The organism is Arthrobacter sp. ZGTC131 (assembly GCF_002929275.1).
Classification (GTDB): Bacteria; Actinomycetota; Actinomycetes; order Actinomycetales; family Micrococcaceae; genus Arthrobacter.
Genome location: NZ_PJIK01000014.1, coordinates 71,556 through 88,925 on the forward strand (window position 1 = coordinate 71,556; position 17,370 = coordinate 88,925).

Annotated in this window: 15 protein-coding genes; 10 read left to right on the forward strand and 5 right to left on the reverse strand. The window is 65.5% G+C overall.

Annotation, left to right across the window (positions count from 1 at the left end; genetic code table 11):
- Positions 1 to 52: 52 nt before the first annotated feature.
- Positions 53 to 868 carry a gamma-glutamyl-gamma-aminobutyrate hydrolase family protein gene (locus CXQ90_RS16725; RefSeq protein WP_104140497.1) on the reverse strand — a complete coding sequence of 272 codons (816 nt, stop codon included), beginning with the start codon at positions 866 to 868 and terminating at the stop codon, positions 53 to 55.
- Between the two features lie 40 nt (positions 869 to 908).
- Here CXQ90_RS16725 and CXQ90_RS16730 point away from each other — a divergent pair, with 40 nt between their 5' ends.
- The 5 genes from CXQ90_RS16730 (at position 909) to CXQ90_RS16750 (ending at position 5,831) form a co-directional block, all read left to right on the forward strand.
- Positions 909 to 1,376 carry an SRPBCC family protein gene (locus tag CXQ90_RS16730; protein ID WP_104140498.1) on the forward strand — a complete coding sequence of 156 codons (468 nt, stop codon included), beginning with the start codon at positions 909 to 911 and terminating at the stop codon, positions 1,374 to 1,376.
- 90 nt (positions 1,377 to 1,466) lie between these two features.
- Positions 1,467 to 2,174 (forward strand): FadR/GntR family transcriptional regulator, encoded by a 708-nt coding sequence (locus tag CXQ90_RS16735; protein WP_104140499.1) that lies wholly within the window; start codon positions 1,467 to 1,469, stop codon positions 2,172 to 2,174.
- Positions 2,175 to 2,369: 195 nt separating this feature from the next.
- Entirely contained in the window at positions 2,370 to 3,734 is a 1,365-nt protein-coding gene (locus CXQ90_RS16740) for an MFS transporter (protein WP_104140500.1), read from the forward strand.
- Positions 3,735 to 3,769: 35 nt separating this feature from the next.
- Positions 3,770 to 4,546 carry an SDR family NAD(P)-dependent oxidoreductase gene (locus CXQ90_RS16745; RefSeq protein ID WP_104140501.1) on the forward strand — a complete coding sequence of 259 codons (777 nt, stop codon included), beginning with the start codon at positions 3,770 to 3,772 and terminating at the stop codon, positions 4,544 to 4,546.
- Between the two features lie 151 nt (positions 4,547 to 4,697).
- Entirely contained in the window at positions 4,698 to 5,831 is a 1,134-nt protein-coding gene (locus tag CXQ90_RS16750; RefSeq protein WP_104140502.1) for an LOG family protein, read from the forward strand.
- 71 nt (positions 5,832 to 5,902) lie between these two features.
- Here CXQ90_RS16750 and CXQ90_RS16755 read toward each other — a convergent pair whose 3' ends face one another.
- Together CXQ90_RS16755 and CXQ90_RS16760 are read right to left on the reverse strand one after the other, a co-directional pair.
- Entirely contained in the window at positions 5,903 to 6,802 is a 900-nt protein-coding gene (locus CXQ90_RS16755; protein ID WP_104140503.1) for a matrixin family metalloprotease, read from the reverse strand.
- A 151-nt stretch (positions 6,803 to 6,953) separates the two neighbouring features.
- Complete coding sequence (locus CXQ90_RS16760) at positions 6,954 to 8,168, reverse strand: VIT1/CCC1 transporter family protein (RefSeq protein WP_104140504.1); 1,215 nt, start codon at positions 8,166 to 8,168, stop codon at positions 6,954 to 6,956.
- A gap of 303 nt (positions 8,169 to 8,471) precedes the next feature.
- Between CXQ90_RS16760 and CXQ90_RS16765 the strand changes: the two genes are divergently transcribed.
- On the forward strand, positions 8,472 to 8,711 hold the full coding sequence (locus CXQ90_RS16765; RefSeq protein WP_104140505.1) for a hypothetical protein: 240 nt from the start codon (positions 8,472 to 8,474) through the stop codon (positions 8,709 to 8,711).
- An 84-nt stretch (positions 8,712 to 8,795) separates the two neighbouring features.
- Here the strand turns inward: CXQ90_RS16765 and CXQ90_RS16770 are convergent, their stop codons facing one another.
- Positions 8,796 to 10,337: a sodium:solute symporter gene (locus CXQ90_RS16770; protein WP_104140506.1), complete on the reverse strand. Its 1,542-nt coding sequence runs from the start codon at positions 10,335 to 10,337 to the stop codon at positions 8,796 to 8,798.
- 278 nt (positions 10,338 to 10,615) lie between these two features.
- Between CXQ90_RS16770 and CXQ90_RS16775 the strand changes: the two genes are divergently transcribed.
- The 4 genes from CXQ90_RS16775 (at position 10,616) to CXQ90_RS16790 (ending at position 15,653) form a co-directional block, all read left to right on the forward strand.
- The gene (locus CXQ90_RS16775; RefSeq protein ID WP_104140507.1) at positions 10,616 to 11,191 is read left to right on the forward strand and encodes a helix-turn-helix domain-containing protein; all 576 of its coding nucleotides are present in this window, start codon (positions 10,616 to 10,618) and stop codon (positions 11,189 to 11,191) included.
- A 174-nt stretch (positions 11,192 to 11,365) separates the two neighbouring features.
- Positions 11,366 to 12,481, forward strand: a complete 1,116-nt coding sequence (speB, locus tag CXQ90_RS16780) for an agmatinase (protein ID WP_104140508.1) — start codon at positions 11,366 to 11,368, stop codon at positions 12,479 to 12,481.
- On the forward strand, positions 12,478 to 14,181 hold the full coding sequence (locus tag CXQ90_RS16785) for a thiamine pyrophosphate-binding protein (protein WP_104140509.1): 1,704 nt from the start codon (positions 12,478 to 12,480) through the stop codon (positions 14,179 to 14,181). Before speB ends, CXQ90_RS16785 begins: the two co-directional genes overlap by 4 nt.
- 146 nt (positions 14,182 to 14,327) lie before the next feature.
- A complete protein-coding gene (locus CXQ90_RS16790; protein WP_181038595.1) occupies positions 14,328 to 15,653 on the forward strand; it encodes an IS30 family transposase in 1,326 nt (441 codons plus the stop codon).
- A gap of 832 nt (positions 15,654 to 16,485) precedes the next feature.
- Here CXQ90_RS16790 and CXQ90_RS16795 read toward each other — a convergent pair.
- Positions 16,486 to 17,343, reverse strand: a complete 858-nt coding sequence (locus CXQ90_RS16795; protein WP_104140511.1) for a VCBS repeat-containing protein — start codon at positions 17,341 to 17,343, stop codon at positions 16,486 to 16,488.
- Between the last annotated feature and the right edge of the window lie 27 nt (positions 17,344 to 17,370).

A 17,370-nucleotide genomic window follows, 5' to 3' on the forward strand; every position in this document is an offset into this window, starting at 1 on the left:
CTCAAGCAGCCGCACCCCGTCAGAAGCCGGACGCCGTCACACCTGGGTGCCGTTACTCCCGGCAGACCTCCACGAAGGCCCGGAACGGTGCCAGCCGCTGGGCCTCCGGCAGCTCGACTGCCTCGGGGTGCCACTGGACCGAGGCCACCCACCGGTCAGGATCCTCCAGGGCCTCCACCGTTCCGTCGTCCGCGACTGCCGTCACCACCAGGCCGGGCGCCACGTGCGCCACGGCCTGGTGGTGGCCGGACGCGATCTTCACGCTGCTGGCCCCGGAACTTCCGGATCCCGGATCAGCCACCGCGCCGTAGAGCCGCGCCACCTTGGATCCCGGCGAAATGGTCACGTCATGCCATGCCCACAACCCGCCGCCGTCAGTGGGGCTGTCGCGGTGCGGCACAGTTCCCGGTGCCATGTCCTGGATGAGCGTGCCGCCGTACAGCACATTGAGGAGCTGGTGTCCGCGGCAGATCCCCAACAGGGGGAGTCCTGCCCCGATTGCCTGCTGTGCCACGGCGATGTCCAGCCGGTCCTGTTCCACGTTGACGTCGTAGCAGGCGCCGCCCGGCTCTTCGCCGTACAGCCGGGGATCGAGGTCGCCGCCGCCGGGAAGCACGACGCCGTCAAGCGCCTCGGGCGCGACGGCACCGGGTCCGCCGTCGTGCGGTCCGCCCTTAAAGAGTCCGGGAGACAACAGTTCGGGAGTCAGCAGCACCGGTTCCCCGCCGCCGTCGCGCACCAGATCAACGATGTAATCAAAGAGGCCGTTGGCCTCAGCCACCCGGGGGTCGGGATCGGCCGAGCTGCTGAGCCGGACTGGAATGCCGATGCGCGGACGCCGGCCACCGGCGGGCGAGGAAGTCTGCATGCTCAATTCTGCAACACTTTGGAGCGGCTAGGCTGGCGGAATGAACAACCGCTATCTCGTGTCCAGGGACCGTTTCATTGCCGCCACACCGGACGAGATCTTCGAGGTCCTGGCCACTCCGGCGCTGCACAGTGCGATCGACGGCTCAGACACCGTGAAGGGCGCCCAGCCCAGCGGACCCGGGTGGCTGGGGCCGGGGGCCAGGTTCGGCATGGAGATGAACGTCAAAATGGATTACAAGATCCTCAACACGGTGACCGAGTTCGAAGAAGGCCGCAGGATCGGCTGGTGGCACTTTTACGGCCATGTTTGGCGATACCTGCTGGAACCGGCCACGGACGGTGCCGGCGTCTCGGGGACGCTGGTAACGGAACAGTGGGACGCGCGGCAGGTCCGTGGCAAGGTCCTCCTCCGGCTGGCCGGGTACCTCCGGCGCCACCCGGCGAACATCGAAAGAACCCTCGCGAGGCTGGACGCCTATGTTACGGGTTCCCGCGCCGCCGGCTGACCCGCGCCCGGCGTTTTCCTGAGTCTGCCCGCGTTTCTGTAGTGTTAGGCGCATCGAGGGGAAATTTGCAAGGCGAAAGTAGGACGTTCCATGGGTCGCAGGACGCTCGTTGACGACCTGGTTGACGGCCTGCTGGACGACATCCTTGACGGCAGGCTGAAACCCCACGATTCCTTGCCGCCGGAAGCCGATATTGCCAAGACCTATGAAGTCAGCAGGTTGACCGTTCGCGAGGCACTGAAAGTGCTGCGGGCGCAGAACATCCTGTACGTCAAAGCCGGGCGGGGAACGTTCGTCAACCCCACGGACAACTGGACCGGCCTTGACGCGATCATCAAGGCGGCATCGCACGGCAATGCCGCGGACCAGGTTTCGCGGGGCCTGATAGAGGTCCGGCGCATGGTGGAGACCGGAGCCGCCGCCCTCGCCGCCAAACGCCACACTCCCGAGCACGCCGTGGAGATGCGCAAGTTCATCGCGGACATGAAAGTGCATCACGAGTCAGGTGACCTGGATGGTTTCGTGCTGGCGGACATCGCCTTCCACGACACAGTCCTGAAGGCCTCCGGCAATCCCTTTGTCCGTGCCCTCTTGGCCCAGCTGGGACAGTCGCTCTACCTGGCACGGCGCGAAACATCCGCCATCAAGGAAATCCAGCGGCACGCTATCGCCTTCCACCAGCGCGTGCTGGACAGCATCCTGACCGGCGATCCCGAGCTGGCGCGCCGGGCCATGGACGAGCACATGGACCAGACATTCGAGGACTACGAACGCTACGTCTACGGGCGCAAGTCCTAAGCCTGCCCGGCCGCCCTTGACGTAATGCGCATCACCCTTCTATGCTTTTGCTCATGTTCTTCCGTCAGATGTCTGACATCAGATCAAAGCGATCCGGAGTCAGCCTCGTGAAGCGGGAAGAACCCCCTCATAAAAAGCATCGGATTTCCTCCGCGCGAAGCCGCCGGTCCGGAACCGACAGATAGAAGGTCGATGATGACTTCATTAACCAATAAGTCCACCGGACTCGGCGAGCTGGGCGACCGCACGCTCCGCAAGGTCCGCCGTCGCGTCATGCCCCTGATCGTCCTGCTCTACTTCATTGCCTACCTCGACCGCAACAATGTGGGCTTCGCGAAGCTCACCATGAGCGAGGACATCGGACTGACGGCGGCGGCCTACGGTCTCGGCGCCGGCATCTTCTTCCTCGGCTACGCCCTCCTCGAGGTTCCGAGCAACGCCGGCATGTACCGCTTCGGCGCACGTAAGTGGCTGGCCCGCATCCTCATCACCTGGGGCATCTTCGCAACGGCGATGGCCCTGGTGAACGGCGAAACCACCTATTACATCATTCGGTTCCTGCTCGGCGCCGCTGAGGCCGGATTCTTCCCGGCCATCCTCTTCTACCTGACCCTGTGGTTCCCCGCCGCGCAGCGCGTCACCGTGCTGGGTATCTTCATCCTGGCCCAGCCCATCTCCAACGCCCTGGGCGCCCCGGTCTCCGGTCTCCTGCTCCAGATGGACGGCATCCTCGGCCTGCACGGCTGGCAGTGGCTCTACATCATCGAGGGCATCCCCGCCATCCTCCTCGGCCTGCTGACCCCCATCCTCATGACGGACCGTCCGCGGGACGCCAAGTGGCTCAACGCCGACGAGCGCGAATGGCTTGCCACCACCATGGACGCCGAACTGGCAGCCAAGTCCAAGGGCGGCAGCCACAACTTCCTGGCCGGCCTCAAGGACAAGCGCACCCTGGTCTACTCGGCCCTGTACTTCGGCCTGGTCTGCGGTATCTACGGCCTGGGTCTCTGGATGCCCACCATCGTTGCAGCCCTCGGCAAGTTCTCCACCGCCCAGGTCGGGTTCATCGTCCTCATTCCGTACTCCATCGCCGCAGTCTTCGTGTTCTTCTGGAGCAAGCGTGCCGACAAGACCGGAAAGCGTGCCTGGCACAGCTCGGCCAGCATGGTTCTGGCCGGCATGGGCCTGCTGGCAGCGGGCTACCTGCTGCCGGTCAACCCCGTCCTCGCCCTGATCGCCCTGACCGCCGCGGCCATGGGCATCTACGGAGCCATCGCCCCGTTCCTGTCCATGCCGTCAGCGGCGCTGACCGGCGCCGCAGCCGCCTCAGGCCTGGCCCTCGTCAACTCCCTCGGCAACCTCGGCGGCTTCGTGGCCCCGTACGCAGTGGGTCTGCTGAACGATGCCACGGGCAACAACCAGAGCGGCCTGCTGTTCCTGTCCTTCTGCCTCTGCGTCACGGCTGTAGCCACCTACCTCTATGCACGCAGGCGCCCAGAGGGCGACGCAGCGCTGGATCCCGCCGTCAAGGCTGCAGCTGAAGTCACCGTTACCCGCTAAGAACCGCCCAAGAACCACCTGAAGGAATACCCGCAATGAGCTCAACCACTCCTTTCCCCGCCGAACGCACGGTCGTGCTGACCGGTGCGGCCTCCGCCCGCGGCATCGGCCGCGCAGCGGCTGACCGCATGGCCAGCGAAGGCTGGTCCATCGCCATCCTGGACATCAACGCCGAGGACGCGAAGGCCGCAGCCGCCGAGATCGGCTCCAACCGCGCGGTAAAGGCAATCGGCGTGGGCGCCGACGTCTCCGATGCAGCGTCCGTGGACCTGGCGATCACCGAGGTCGAAGCGTCGCTCCCGCCGATCGTGGCCCTGGCCAACCTTGCGGGCATCAGCTCTCCCACCACCTTTATGGAGACCACCGTGGAGGAGTGGGACAAGGTCTTCGCGATCAACATGCGCGGAACCTTCGTCGTCTCCCAGCGTGTCCTCAAGGGCATGATTGAGCGCAAGCTTGGGCGCATCGTGAGCATCTCCTCCATCTCCGCCCAGCGTGGCGGCGGCACCTACTCCAAGGTGGCCTACAGCGCATCCAAGGCCGGCATCATCGGGTTCACCCGTGCACTGGCCCGCGAAGTGGGCGAGTTCGGCGTCACCGTCAACTCCATTGCACCGGGCCCCATCGACACCGACATCATGGGCGGCACGCTGTCCGACGAGCGTAAGGCGCAGATGTCGGAAGGCATCATGATGGGCCGCGTCGGCACCCGCGAGGAAGTTGCCGCACTGATCTCCTTCCTGTTGGGCGAGGATTCTGGCTTCATCACGGCCGCCACGTACGACATCAACGGCGGTCTCCAGGTCTCCTGATCAGATTCCGGCGATGTGCCATGGAAGTGCCCCGCAGCCCACGCTGCGGGGCATTTCCGTTTTCCCGCCGGCGCGCCCGCGCCTCCCCGTTCCGCTCCGACGCAACCTCGCCGCCGCACCCGCCCTCGGCGGCACTCGCTAGGCTGGCACCATGAACCCCTCCGGCAGCCTGTCTCCCAGTCCACGGACTCTTGACGTGGACACCGTGGCCGGTTTCGACCAGCTTGTTCGCGCCGGCGCCAAGGCCATGCACGGCTGGCATGCGCAGTCGCTTGACCTCCGCGGGAGGGCGGCAACGCTGGCCGCCCTGGACGCGGAAGGCGCCATTTTCCTGGGCTGCACGTTCGATCCCGGTGTGGAAGACTCACTGCGCCGGCGTGGTGCCCTGATCTTTCCGCGGCTGGGCGGCGTGCCGTTCGACCCCTACCGCGGGGAGCTTTACACACCGCAGGAACTGTACGTCGGCATCCGCGGTGCGCCGTATGAGGCGACCCCGGACGCGCTCGTCTACCAGTGGAGCATTCGGCCGGGGCAGCGCCGTCGACTGGATTCCACCCTGGCCGCCGCCTTGCACGACCACGCCATCGGCGATGCCCTCGAAGATTTCGCCCTCTCGGCCCGGAGCGGAGGGCGCAGCATCGTCGGGGTCATGGGCGGTCACGCGTCACAACGGGGGACCAAGGACTACGCCGATGCCGCTGTGCTTGGCCGGCTCCTTGCCCTCGGCGGCCGCATGGTCGCCACCGGCGGCGGACCGGGAGCCATGGAGGCCGCTAACCTGGGCGCCTATCTGAGTGCCACGCCTGACGGGGAGTTTCACGGTGTCCTCGGCGAACTGTCAGCCGTCCCGGGGTTCCGCCCCTCCGTGTCCGCGTGGGCGCGGACCGCCGGGGCCGTCGTCGAACGCTTTCCGGGCGGCACGGCATCCCTGGGTATTCCGACCTGGTTCTACGGACACGAACCGCCCAACTATTTCGCCACCCACATTGCCAAGTACTTCGCGAATTCGGTCCGCGAAGCCGTGCTTCTGGAGCTCTGCAACGGCGGCATAGTGTTCCTTCCCGGTGCTGCCGGGACCGTCCAGGAAATCTTCCAGGATGCGTGCGAAAACTACTATGGCGCCCCGGAAACCGTGACCCCCATGGTGCTCGTGGGGCGGGACCACTGGCAGCGCCGGTTTCCCGCATGGCCCATGCTCCAGAGCCTCGCCAAGGGCAGGTCGATGGAGCGGCGGATCTTCTTGGTCGACAGCGTCGAGGAGGCGCTCGCGGTCCTGGGCGGCTGAGCGACGCCCGCCCTATGGCACCGCGGCGTCACCGCGCCACCGGGCCCCGCGGCCAGAGAGCCAGAGGAGACCTACAGGTCCTTGCGGCACTGCGCCTTGCCCAGCTCCTGCAGGCCGTTGAGGTCCCCGGACGCCAGTCCGTCCGGAGCGCCGATCTCCGGGTACATCAGCTGGACGGGGTCATCAACGTGCTCGAGCCCCATGACATGGCTCAGCTCGTGCAGGATGACGGCGGTGGCATAGGAGGCGCCGTCCGGGCGGTCCAGCTCCGCCGCAATCTGCGGGGCGTCCAGTTCGAGGCTGCCCGTGACAAAGGTCTTGGGTCCGTTGCCGTAGCTGTAGTGCGTACTGCCGCCCGTGCCGATGATTTGGCCCCTGAGTTTCGGCGCCACGTCCGGGCTGGTCCAGGCGATGAGCAGCGGCGCCCACCTATCGCCGTAAGCCGCGGGCTGGTAAGGGGCTCGCTTTTCAACCGGCTGTTCGTCGGTGGCGCCGTCATTGATGAACCGGATGCCCGTGGCCCGGGAGACGGTCTTGATCGCCTCGTGGACCAGCCCCGCCGCTCCCTCCGGAGCCAGGTCCGCGTTCACCACATAGTGGAGCGGGCGGCACGGCGAGTAGCCAACGGGGGTGCCGTCGGCGTTCACGGCCAGGAATTTGTACGAGTCGCTGCGCTCCGCCGGAGGCTCCGGCGTCCCCAGAGGCGAGTCCGACTCTTCTAAGCCCGGCGGCGGGGAGTCCGCGGCACGGTCCGCCGTGCCCGGCTGAACGCCTGGCTGCGCGGCCTTGCCGGTGTTCTCCGCCTGCCCGGTCTCTCCGGACCCGGCCGCTGGGCCCTCGGGATCGCCGCCGCCGATGCGGAATTCCAGCAGTCCAACGAGGCGCGGGTCCCCGTAGGCGAGCCCGGCCGCGAGAAAAGCCACACACCCGATGACGGCGATCAGCACAAGGTTGCGGACAAACCTGGCCACCGCCCCGGCCGGCGCCGAATGACGCGGGTGTTTCCTGCGCCGGCGTTCGGCATCAGGGTGTTGGGCATCAGGGTGTTGGGCACCTTCCCCCAATTGGCGCGGATTTTCCACTACTGTGCCCCCGAGGTGTTCCGGCCGACTGCCGACCCCACTACGCGATCACGGCGCCGAACGCCATCCCCAGCAGGTAGGTGACGCCGGCCGCGCCCAGGCCGATGGCCAGCTGCCGGAGGCCGCGGGTCAGCGGAGAAGTGCCGGACAACAGGCCGACGACGCCGCCGGTCGCCAGCAGCGCGATGCCCACCAGGACTGCGGCCACCACGAGCGCGCCGAGTCCGGTCATGCCGAAAATGAAAGGAATGATGGGGACGATGGCGCCCGAGGCGAAGAAGCAGAAGCTGGAGAGCGCCGCGCCCCACGCCGTGCCGACAGCCTCGTGCTCATCCTCGGTTTTCGGGAGCTCGGGCCGGAGCGAAAGGCTCGGATCGCAGTCGCAGGTGAAGAGGCCCATGCGCTCCGCAACCCTGTGCTCGGCGGACTCACGTGACATGCCGCGGGCGAGGTACACCAGCAGGAGCTCGTTGTGCTCGATGTCCAGCTGGGGAGCCGCGGCCAGCGTCACCTGGGTGGGGAGGGTGGCGGCCAGGAGTTCCCGCTGCGAGCGCACGGACACGAACTCGCCGGCGCCCATGGAGAAGGCGCCCGCGAGCAGCCCGGCAATGCCGCTCAGCAGGACCACGGTGCTGCCCACCCCGGTGGCGGCCATGCCCATCACGAGGGACAGGTTGCTAACCAGGCCATCGTTCGCGCCAAAGACTGCTGCCCGGAACGTGCCCGCCAGCCGGTTGCGGCCGCGCGTGGCCAGGCCACGCACCACTTCCTCGTGGATCTGTTCGTCGGCCGCCATGGCGGGCGTGGCGGACGGTTCTTTGGTGTAGGGGGAGCGTCCTTCGGCGCGCTGCGCCAGTGCCAGCACGAACACGGACCCGAAGTGGCGGGCCAGGAAACCGAGCAGCCGGCTGCGGAGGGAGGCGTGGCGGGGTTTGCCGGCTTGGTCGCCGAGCAGCTTCAGCCAGTGGGCTTCGTGGCGGCCTTCTGCCTCGGCGAGGGCCAGGAGGATGGCGCGTTCCTCGCCGGACCGGTTCTGGGCGAGGTCCCGGTAGACAGCGGCCTCGGCGCGTTCGTCGGCCAGGTACTGGCGCCAGCGCTTGATGTCCGCTGCGGTGGGAACGGCATTTGGTGCCGCATTCGGGACTGCTCCGTTGTGGACTGCTCCGTTCGGAGCTGGCGTGTTCGATGCCGGCCCGAGGTCCGCGATCGCCTTGCCGGCGTCGGGATGGCGGTCAGATTTTGCGTGCTGAGACACGTGAGCTCCTGGGCTAGATGGGGGATGGTTCGGCCCCATTGCATGCCCAGCTTACCCCGCGTTTCCGCGGTTTTTCGGCTGGTACTCCTCAGGCAGAAGTTTAGGGAGCCCGTAAATTTTCGGTCCCGGGCGGGGTTTTGTGTGGCCTTCCGGGGTGCCCTTGACCCTCCGGGCCAGCGGTGTTCGAATGAAATCCAGGGCGGGTTCGCCGGCAGGCCCGCCTCCGGCCGATTCGGGTTCGGGCCCTGCTGCAGGCAGAGTTCGGATCGGCTGACGTCAGCCCTAGCGCACGGAGGTTTCACCATGAACACTAACGGCTCACTCCCCTTCCCGCCCGTCCGGAATTCCCTCGAGTCCGATCCCGCCTACGACTACGCCGAGGACGCCCCCGTTACTGATGACGAGACCGAGGAGGAGGAGCTGTTCGACGAAGCCGAGCGGGTGGTTCCGCTGGACGTGGACGACTTCCGCGGCGAGGACCAGCCAGTAGCGCCATCGCCGCTGGACGGTGACGAATTCCTGGAGTCCGAGGAAAACGAATGAGATCCACCACCCGGATGTGAACGACGACGGCGGTGCCTTCCCCGCGAAGGGAAGGCACCGCCGTCGTACTTAGTTCCGTGAAGCTCAGTGAGCCGTGTGGCTGGCCACCGGGTGGGCCTCCAGCGGGAGTTCTTCGGAAACCGCTCCGGCAACGCGACGGTCCCAGGCCTCGCGGACCTCGGGCTCCGTGGGAGGCGTGAGGTAGGAGATCACGATGTAGACGAGCAGCGACGCTCCCAGGCCCCAGTAAATGGGATCGTTGGCGTAGACGCCGTCTTCGCTGGGGATAATCCCTGTTGCGTAGGCGATCAGCAAAGCCAAGGTCAGGACCGAACCGACGGCCATCGACCAGGCCGCGGCGATGCCCGTTCCACGCTTCCAGACCAGGCCGCCGAGGATGGCAACCAGCAGGCCGCCCACCAGGATGTCGTAGGCGATGGTCAGGGCCACCACGACGTCCTGCGCTGCCATGGAGATCAGCACGGCCACAATGCCCAGGCCGAGGACCCAGTAGCGGTTGGCCTTGACGTCGTGCTCGGGGTTCTCCGAATCGTCGGTGTTGATCGTCTTGCCGAACCAGCTGGCTACGAACGGGACAACGTCCGCGCGGGCCACCGTTGCAGCAGCGATGAGGGCGCCGGAGGCGGTGGACATCATGGCGGCGACGGCTGCGGCCATGACCAGGCCGCCAATGCCGATTGGCAGGAGTTGGGTCGCAACCTCGGCGTAGACAACGTCCTTGCCCAGATTGGCGACGTCGATGTCGGGCAGGGCCACACGGGCGGCCAGGCCGATCAAGGCGCCGGCGACGCCGTACAGGATGCAGTAGACGCCAGCGGTGGCGCCGCCCCAGCGGGCCACCGTTGGGGTCTTGGCGGTGAAGACGCGCTGCCAGATGTCCTGGCCGATCAGCAGGCCAAGGGTGTAGACCACAAAATACGTGATGATGGTCTGGACGCCGATGCCGTCGATCTGGAAGAAGCTCGCGTCAACGCGGGCACGGATCCCGTCGAGGCCGCCGGCGGCGTTGAGCGTAAAGGGAAGCATCAGGGCGAAGATGCCGACCGTCTTGATGATGAACTGCACCTGGTCGGCGAGGGTGATGGACCACATGCCGCCGATGGTGGAATAGACCAACACGATGGCGCCGCCGACGGCGATGGCGAGCCAGCGCTCCCAGTCGAACAGGACCACAAAGATGGTGGCGTAGGCGCCCGTGGAGGTTGCGCAGAGCATCAGGGTGTAGGCGAGCATGACGATGCCTGACGTCTGGGTGGCCCGCTGGCCATAGCGCAGGCTCAGCATCTGGGAGACCGTGTAGATCTTCAGCCGCTGGATGGTGCCGGCGAACAGCAGGCTCAGCAGGAGCACGCCCGCGCCGATGGCCACCACTAGCCACATGCCGGAAATGCCGAACCTGTAGCCAAGGCCAACGCCGCCCACAGTGGAGGCACCGCCGAGGACCACCGCGGCCATGGTTCCGGTGTAGAGCAACGGACCAAGGCGGCGGCCTGCGACGAGGAAGTCGCTGTTGTTCTTGGTGCGGGACTTGCCCCACCAGCCGAAGGCCAGCATGGCGACCAAATAGGTCACCACTATGGCGATATTGACGAAGTTTGCGTCCATGATTTTGGGGCTCCTTGGAGCTTTGGCAGCTTGTTCAGGAATCCGGGGGAGTGCAGTTGGTGGTGCACGGATTCCGCTGCTCTGGGAGTGGAAGGGTGAAGGACTAACCTTCGGTTGCTTGATAAGCAACACTTGTTGCACAAAAGCGTAGGCTGTGATCGGAGTAACAGTCAAGACGCAATCTTCTGTGACGCGGCTCCAGCCGCGTGAGATCGGGGGCGGGCCGCTAGTATGGCTCCAAAGATGGGGCCGAGCGGCCGGCCGTGAAAGGTTCGTAAATGAAGGCACTACCAGTTGAACCGAGCAATGTTCCGGTTGCCATCGGTTCAAGAATCCGTGCCGCACGCCAGTCGCAGCGGCTCACCATCGAGCAGGTGGCGGACGCCACCGGACTGACCAAGGGCTTCCTCAGCCGCGTCGAGCGCGATCTGACGTCGCCGTCGGTCGCCTCGCTGGTGACGCTGTGCCAGGTTCTGTCCATCTCCATCGGCGACCTGTTCGCCGCCCCTGAAACCCACCTGACGAAACGGGATGCCGGTCCGCGCATCTCGCTGGGCGGTGAAGGAATCGTGGAGCGGCTGCTGACGGCGCGCTCGGAGCGGAGGGTCCAGATCATCCAGGCCGTCATTGCTCCGATGGGCCGCGGCGAGGCGGAGCTCTATGCCGTTGACTGCGACGTCGACGTGCTGCACGTCATCAAGGGCACCATTAAGCTGATCCTCACCAATGAGGAGTACGAGCTCCATACCGGCGACACCGTCACCTTCCCCGGCCGCGAACCCCACACCTGGGTGAACCCGACGGACGAATCGGTTGAGGTGCTGTGGGTCCTTGTTCCCGCGGCGAGCCGCTAGCCCCCTGTTACGACGAGACCGAGCCCGGGCCCGCATTGCGGCGCTCGGATGTTTCGCTGCGCCCCCATGTCCCCTTGCCGCATGAATTTGTAAACAGATGATGCGCATTAGGCAACTTCGAGTGTATGATGGCTGTCACACCCAACCTTTCATCCTCGAAGGAGAGGCGTTCCTTTGGAAGAGCTGCGCATCGAAGCCAACGGCAACCTTGGCCCCATCGATTCATCCCGTATTCCCCGCTATGCAGGGGCGGCAACATATGCCCGCCTGCCCCGTCTGGACCAGGTGTCCAAGGCGGACATCACGGTGGTCGGCGTCCCCTTCGACTCCGGGGTTTCATACCGCCCCGGTGCGCGCTTCGGCGCCAACCACGTCCGCGAAGCCAGCCGGCTGCTCCGCCCGTACAACCCCGCCTGGGACGTCAGCCCGTTCGAGAACTGCCAGGTGGCCGATGCCGGTGACATGGCCGTCAACCCGTTCAACATCAACGAGGCCATCGAAACGGTCCAGCAGAACGCCCTGGACCTGACCGCGTCCGGCAGCAAGCTCATGACACTTGGCGGAGACCACACCATCGCCCTGCCGCTGCTTCGCGCCGCCGCGGAACGCGCCGGCGGGCCAATCGCCATGCTGCACTTCGACGCCCACCTGGACACCTGGGACACCTACTTCGGCGCCGAGTACACCCACGGCACGCCGTTCCGGCGCGCGGTGGAAGAAGGCATCCTCGACACCGAGGCCATCAGCCACATCGGCACCCGCGGCCCGCTGTACGGAAAGAAGGATCTCGACGACGACCACCGCTTCGGCTTCGGCATCGTCACCTCGGCGGACGTCTACTACCAGGGCGTCCTCGAGACCGTGGCCAAGGTCCGGGACCGGATCGGCAACCGCCCGCTGTACATCTCGGTGGACATCGACGTCCTCGACCCCGCCCACGCTCCGGGCACCGGCACGCCCGAGGCCGGCGGCATCACCAGCCGGGAACTGCTTGAGATCATCCGCGGCTTCCGCGGCATGAACCTGGTGGGTGCCGACGTCGTCGAGGTCGCTCCTGCGTACGACCACGCAGAAATCACGGGCGTCGCCGCCAGCCATGTGGCCTACGAACTGGTCACCCTGATGGCGGACAACGCCGTCGAAGGCGACCGCTTTGGTTCCGACACCGGCTATGCCGCGCAGTCCCTTGGCCAGGAAGCCCGGCGCCCGGCCGGGTTCGCGGCTCCCGAGGCCACGAACCGCGCTGCCGAACGCATCGAAATTTCCGAGACCGCGGGGGCCGTCAAGTGATCGACTTCGATCCGGGCACGGCAGCCCCCACCAAGGGAACGGACGCCCGCAACGGCGGGGATCTCGTCGTCGAGACCCTGGAAGCGCTGGGCGCGAAGACCGTCTTTGGCATTCCCGGCCAGCACGCCCTTGGCCTTTTTGACGCCATGGGGCGGGGAAACCTTCATTTCGTGTCCTCCCGTGTGGAGAACAACAGTGCGTTCGCGGCGGACGGCTACTCCCGTGCCACGGGCGAAGTGGGCGTGCTGTTCCTGTCCACAGGCCCGGGCGCGCTGACCTCGCTCGCCGGACTGCAGGAGGCCTATGCAACCGGGGTGCCCATGGTGGTCATTGCCAGCCAGATCCCGCTTGAGGGCCTCGGCGCCCGCCGCAAGGGCATGCTGCACCAGCTCGATGACCAGAAGGCGTCGGCCGCGAACGTCACCAAGAGCCAGCGGCTGATCCAGCACGCCTCCGGCATTCCCTCGGCCATCCAAGACGCGTGGACCGAGGCCATCTCGTCGCCGCAGGGCCCCGTCTGGCTCGAAATCCCGCAGAACGTGCTGCTGGACCCCATTATGGTGCCGCCCGTCGAGGACGCGCTCGCCGAGGCAGCGGACAACCCGCCGCGCGTCGAGCTGGTCCGCGAAGCGGTGAAATGGCTGTCGACGGCGGAACGTCCGGCCATCATCGCCGGCGGCGGAACGCGCCGCGGCCGGGCAGAAAAGTCGCTGCTCTCCATCGCGGAGAAGCTGCGCGCCCCGGTCATCTGCACGCCCGGCGGGAACGGCGCTTTCCCGTGGAACCACGAGCTGTCACTGCAGTCCTGGATCGAGGACCGGCACATGACGGACCTGCTCGAGGATGCCGACGTCCTGATCGTGATCGGCTCCTCCCTTGGTGAGGTCACGTCGAACTACTTCACGTTCGAACCGCGGGGCCGGATCATCCAGATCGATGCCGAACCGCGCGTGCTGGAATCCAACCGGCCGGGCCTTGGCATCCGTGCCGATGCCGGCCAGGCCCTCGCGGCCCTGGACGAGGCACTGATTGAACCGCACGCGGAACGCGCCAGTTGGCATGGCACGTCGCCTGAGGACCTGGTCCGGGAATCAGTGGCCAAGGTCAGGGAACGGCTCGAATCACAGGACCTCGGCAAGGAACTGAAGTTCATGGCCGATATCCGCGAAGCCGTGCCCCCGGAGATGCAGACGTTCTGGGACATGACCATCTCTGCCTACTGGGGCTGGAGCTGCTGGGACGCCCGCGAAGGGCAGTTCCACTCGGCCCAGGGTGCCGGCGGGCTGGGCTATGGCTTCCCGGCGGCCATCGGCGGCGCCGTGGGGCTGGAGACGGTGGGCAAGTCCGGCACTTCGGCCCGGGTGCTGGCCGTGTCCGGCGACGGCTCGGCCATGTACTCCATCTCGGAACTGGCCACTGCCAAGCAGCACAACGTGCCAGTCACCTGGCTGATTGTGGACGACGGCGGCTACGGCATCCTGCGTGAATACATGGTGGGAGCATTCGGCCAGGCCACCGCCACCGAACTCGCCCGCCCCGACTTCGTCAAGCTCGCCGAGGCGTTCGGCGTGCCGGCCACACGGGTTGCCCCGGAGGATGTGGGGGACGCGCTGAAGGCGGGCTTCGCCGCCGACGGCCCGAACGTCGTCGTCGTCGAGACTCTGCTCAAGATGTTCGCCCCCACGCACCTGGCCCCGTAACCACCCCCCCAACAACCCAGCGCGAGCGAACACTTAAGCCCCCGCACAAAAGGGCGGTTTCTCACAAACGTCGCAACACCGACGGAAAGTGGTGTTGTTCCATGCGCAGTTCGACGCGCCGATCGAGGAAAATGGGGCCTCCGGGCTTGGTTGAGAAGAAGCCCTTGTATGTTCAGCTCATGAAAGAAGGGCACTCCAACCGGGCAGAATGCAGGATTCTTGGAATCAACCCCAACACCGGCCTTCGTTGGTTGCATGGACGCAACGGGGTGGAAGGTTTGGTGCAGCAAGGCTTGGATCCGAGGCCTCGTAAGGCGATTCCTGCGACAGGTGGGTCCAGCCGCTATTTGTCAGAGGACGAACGGATCTTCATTGCCGACCGGTTGCTGGTTGGGGCGAGTCTGCAATCCATCGCTCGTGATCTGGGGCGGTCGCCGTCCACAATCAGCAGGGAGTTAGCTCGCAACCGCCCCGACAAGCGTCGGTATCATCCGTTCCGCGCCCAGAAAATGGCGCAGAGGAGAAGGCCGCGGCCAAGGCTGGCCAAGCTTGCCGGGGATGACGAGTTGCGGCATTACGTTGTGGAATGCCTTTCGAAACGGCGGAGCCCTCAGCAGGTCTGCCGGGCCTTGAAGGAACGGTTTCCGGGAGAAAAGCATCGGCATTTGGCGCATGAAAGGGTCTACCGCGCGCTTTACCATCTGAGCATCCGCCCCGTTCCAACGGGGTCTGCCCGGCTGCTGCGTTCGGGTAAGTTCAGCAGGCGGCCGCGGTCCAGGACCAAGGTGAAGCCACGCCACTACATGGCTGATGCTCTGAAGATCGGTGACCGCCCAGACCACATCGCCACCCGGGAAGAAGCGGGCCATTGGGAAGGTGACCTCATCGTGGGGAAGGGGAACAAATCAGCGATCGTGACGCTGGTAGAACGCTCTTCCCGGCTCCTCGTCGCCTTCGCCCTCCGCCCAGGCAACAGGTCCGATAACATGCGTGACCAACTCATTGACGCGCTCGGCGTCATGCCTGCCACGCTGCGGAGAACCTTGACGTGGGACCGTGGCTCCGAGATGGCCAAGCACGCCGAAGTCACCGCGGCGCTGGGAACGCTCGTCTACTTCTGTGATCCGGCCAGCCCCTGGCAACGTGCATCGAACGAGAATGCCAACGGCCTGCTCCGCCAGTACTTTCGAAAGGGTGCGGACCTCAGCACCGTAGAACAGGCTGAAGTCCGCTTCGCCGCTGATGTGATCAACGGACGGCCCCGAGCCGTCCTCGACTGGGAGAGTGCAACGGCACGGTTTGCTTCCCTCCAAACCATTGCTGCACTTCACACCAAGGCGGTATCCGATGGCACTGAAAACGCGGCTCTGCTGCCCACCGCCGGGGACAATTCAATAGGGTTATCCACCGCTACGGCGACCAGGGAGCTACCCCAACGGCTCCCAATTCCAGCCGTGGATAACCCGAATTGACCCCAACCGTGGACAGCGGAAGACAGGCTGGAGCTTCCTGTTGCGGAACCCTGCACGGGGCAACCCAGCAACCTGGTGTCCACTTTGCCGAATTGCCTCCTCCAGGGAGGAGATCCTGACATCAGATAGCCCCTCCCTTCGGTAGCATCGCCAACATGACCACATGCTCTGTGCTGCGCTGCCCCGAGACCCCAACCAGTGTCTTCAAGCTCATGCCCGGCTCCAACCTGGAAGTGCCTGTCTGTACCGGACACAAGGCGGTCTTGGAGGGCGGTGCTCATTGGATGGTCCATGGTGGCACGGGCTTGCCACCTGAAAACGGTGCCCGAGAGTCCACAGGAATCAGCCTTCTCACGGGAGCGGATCTCCCGGACCGCAACCGGCTGATTGGCTTCGGTGTCAGCCCGACTATAGGGGACGAGCTCGGCTTCGCGGTGGAATTGAACATTGAGGCCGCGGACGGTCAGCAACGGGTTTCATTCTGGATGACCGAGGATGTCGGTAGGCGACTTGGTGCCTTCCTGGCTAGCCCCTCCAAACCACCTGCCCCGCCGGCCGCGTAGTTCCAGATCCTGTGAATCGCAGCGGTACTTGGCGTTGTTCTGTCAGCGGTAAATCGCAGGTGTGCGCTCCTTAGACAGGTTCGCGACATCGACCCTTTATGCGGTGCGAAAGGCTGTTCTCGGCAGACACTATTGGCCTCGGATGAGTGTCAATTTGCAGGGGCGGATCATGGTGGTGGCCGGAGCAGACTCTGATCCGGCCACCGATTCAGTATTGAAGAGAGGACAGACACCCGGTCAGCTGTAATCGTGCAGACCTGGTGCAGGTGTCAGTTCCCGGCGATGGTGTAGGTATTCCACCCGCCGGTGTATGTCTCCCGGGTAGCCCAGGCGCTCTTGTTCGCTTGGTAGTAGTGAAGGACGCCGGCCGAGTCGCGTGCTCTCAGGCCGACTGTGCCGCTGCCGTGGAGCCCGGAGACAGCGCGAATGGAGCTCATGGTGTTCCATCCGTTGCCGATGGTTGCGCGCTTCTCTGCAATGAATGAGCCAGCGCCGTTGGTGCGGTACAGCTTCAGGTAGCCGGAGGAGTTCTTGGCAACGACGTCGGTGTTGCCGTCCTTGTCCCAGTCCAGCAGGTTGAAGGATATCCCGTTCCAGCCGGTGCCGATCTTCACCCGTGCTGACAGGCCCTTGCCGGACGGGTTGCCGTAGTGGAAGAGCTCACCGGTGGCGTTATTCCTAGCGATGATGGACGGGTACTTATCCGTTTTCTTCCACGTGCCCACGGTGATCTCATAGTTCCGCCAGCCAACGCCGATGATGTGGTCCTTGAATCCGCCGGTGGCGATTCCTTCACGATATGTCAGGGTGCCGTCCTGGTTCTGCACAACCAGGTCCGGAACACCGTCCGCGTCAGAGTTCCAGTTGGTCACGAAAAAGGCCTTCGGGATCGGGGCTCCAGCCGGCCCAATAGCGCGCCGTTGCGGCGTCACGCCCGGAGTCATCCAGGCATAGGACCAGAGGGTGCCGCTCTGATCGTAGGCAACCACATTGGCTGTTGAGTCAATGGAGAAGTTCCAGCTGGTATGCGGCAAGTCTGCTGCCTGGGCAGGTGCGCTGAAGGTGGAGGCGCACAGGGCGGCAACGGTGGCTGCCAGCCCTGCTCTGGTACGAATGGTCTTGTTCACGTGGATGCTGAGCCTTCCCCAATATTG

Coding starts and splice junctions, on each gene's coding strand:
- CXQ90_RS16740 (WP_104140500.1), top strand. CDS start 2,370: ATGACTTCATTAACCAATAAGTCCACCGGACTCGGCGAGCTGGGCGAC.
- CXQ90_RS16730 (WP_104140498.1), top strand. CDS start 909: ATGAACAACCGCTATCTCGTGTCCAGGGACCGTTTCATTGCCGCCACA.
- CXQ90_RS16750 (WP_104140502.1), top strand. CDS start 4,698: ATGAACCCCTCCGGCAGCCTGTCTCCCAGTCCACGGACTCTTGACGTG.
- CXQ90_RS16775 (WP_104140507.1), top strand. CDS start 10,616: ATGAAGGCACTACCAGTTGAACCGAGCAATGTTCCGGTTGCCATCGGT.
- CXQ90_RS16770 (WP_104140506.1), bottom strand. CDS start 10,337: ATGGACGCAAACTTCGTCAATATCGCCATAGTGGTGACCTATTTGGTC.
- CXQ90_RS16725 (WP_104140497.1), bottom strand. CDS start 868: ATGCAGACTTCCTCGCCCGCCGGTGGCCGGCGTCCGCGCATCGGCATT.
- CXQ90_RS16765 (WP_104140505.1), top strand. CDS start 8,472: ATGAACACTAACGGCTCACTCCCCTTCCCGCCCGTCCGGAATTCCCTC.
- CXQ90_RS16745 (WP_104140501.1), top strand. CDS start 3,770: ATGAGCTCAACCACTCCTTTCCCCGCCGAACGCACGGTCGTGCTGACC.
- CXQ90_RS16735 (WP_104140499.1), top strand. CDS start 1,467: ATGGGTCGCAGGACGCTCGTTGACGACCTGGTTGACGGCCTGCTGGAC.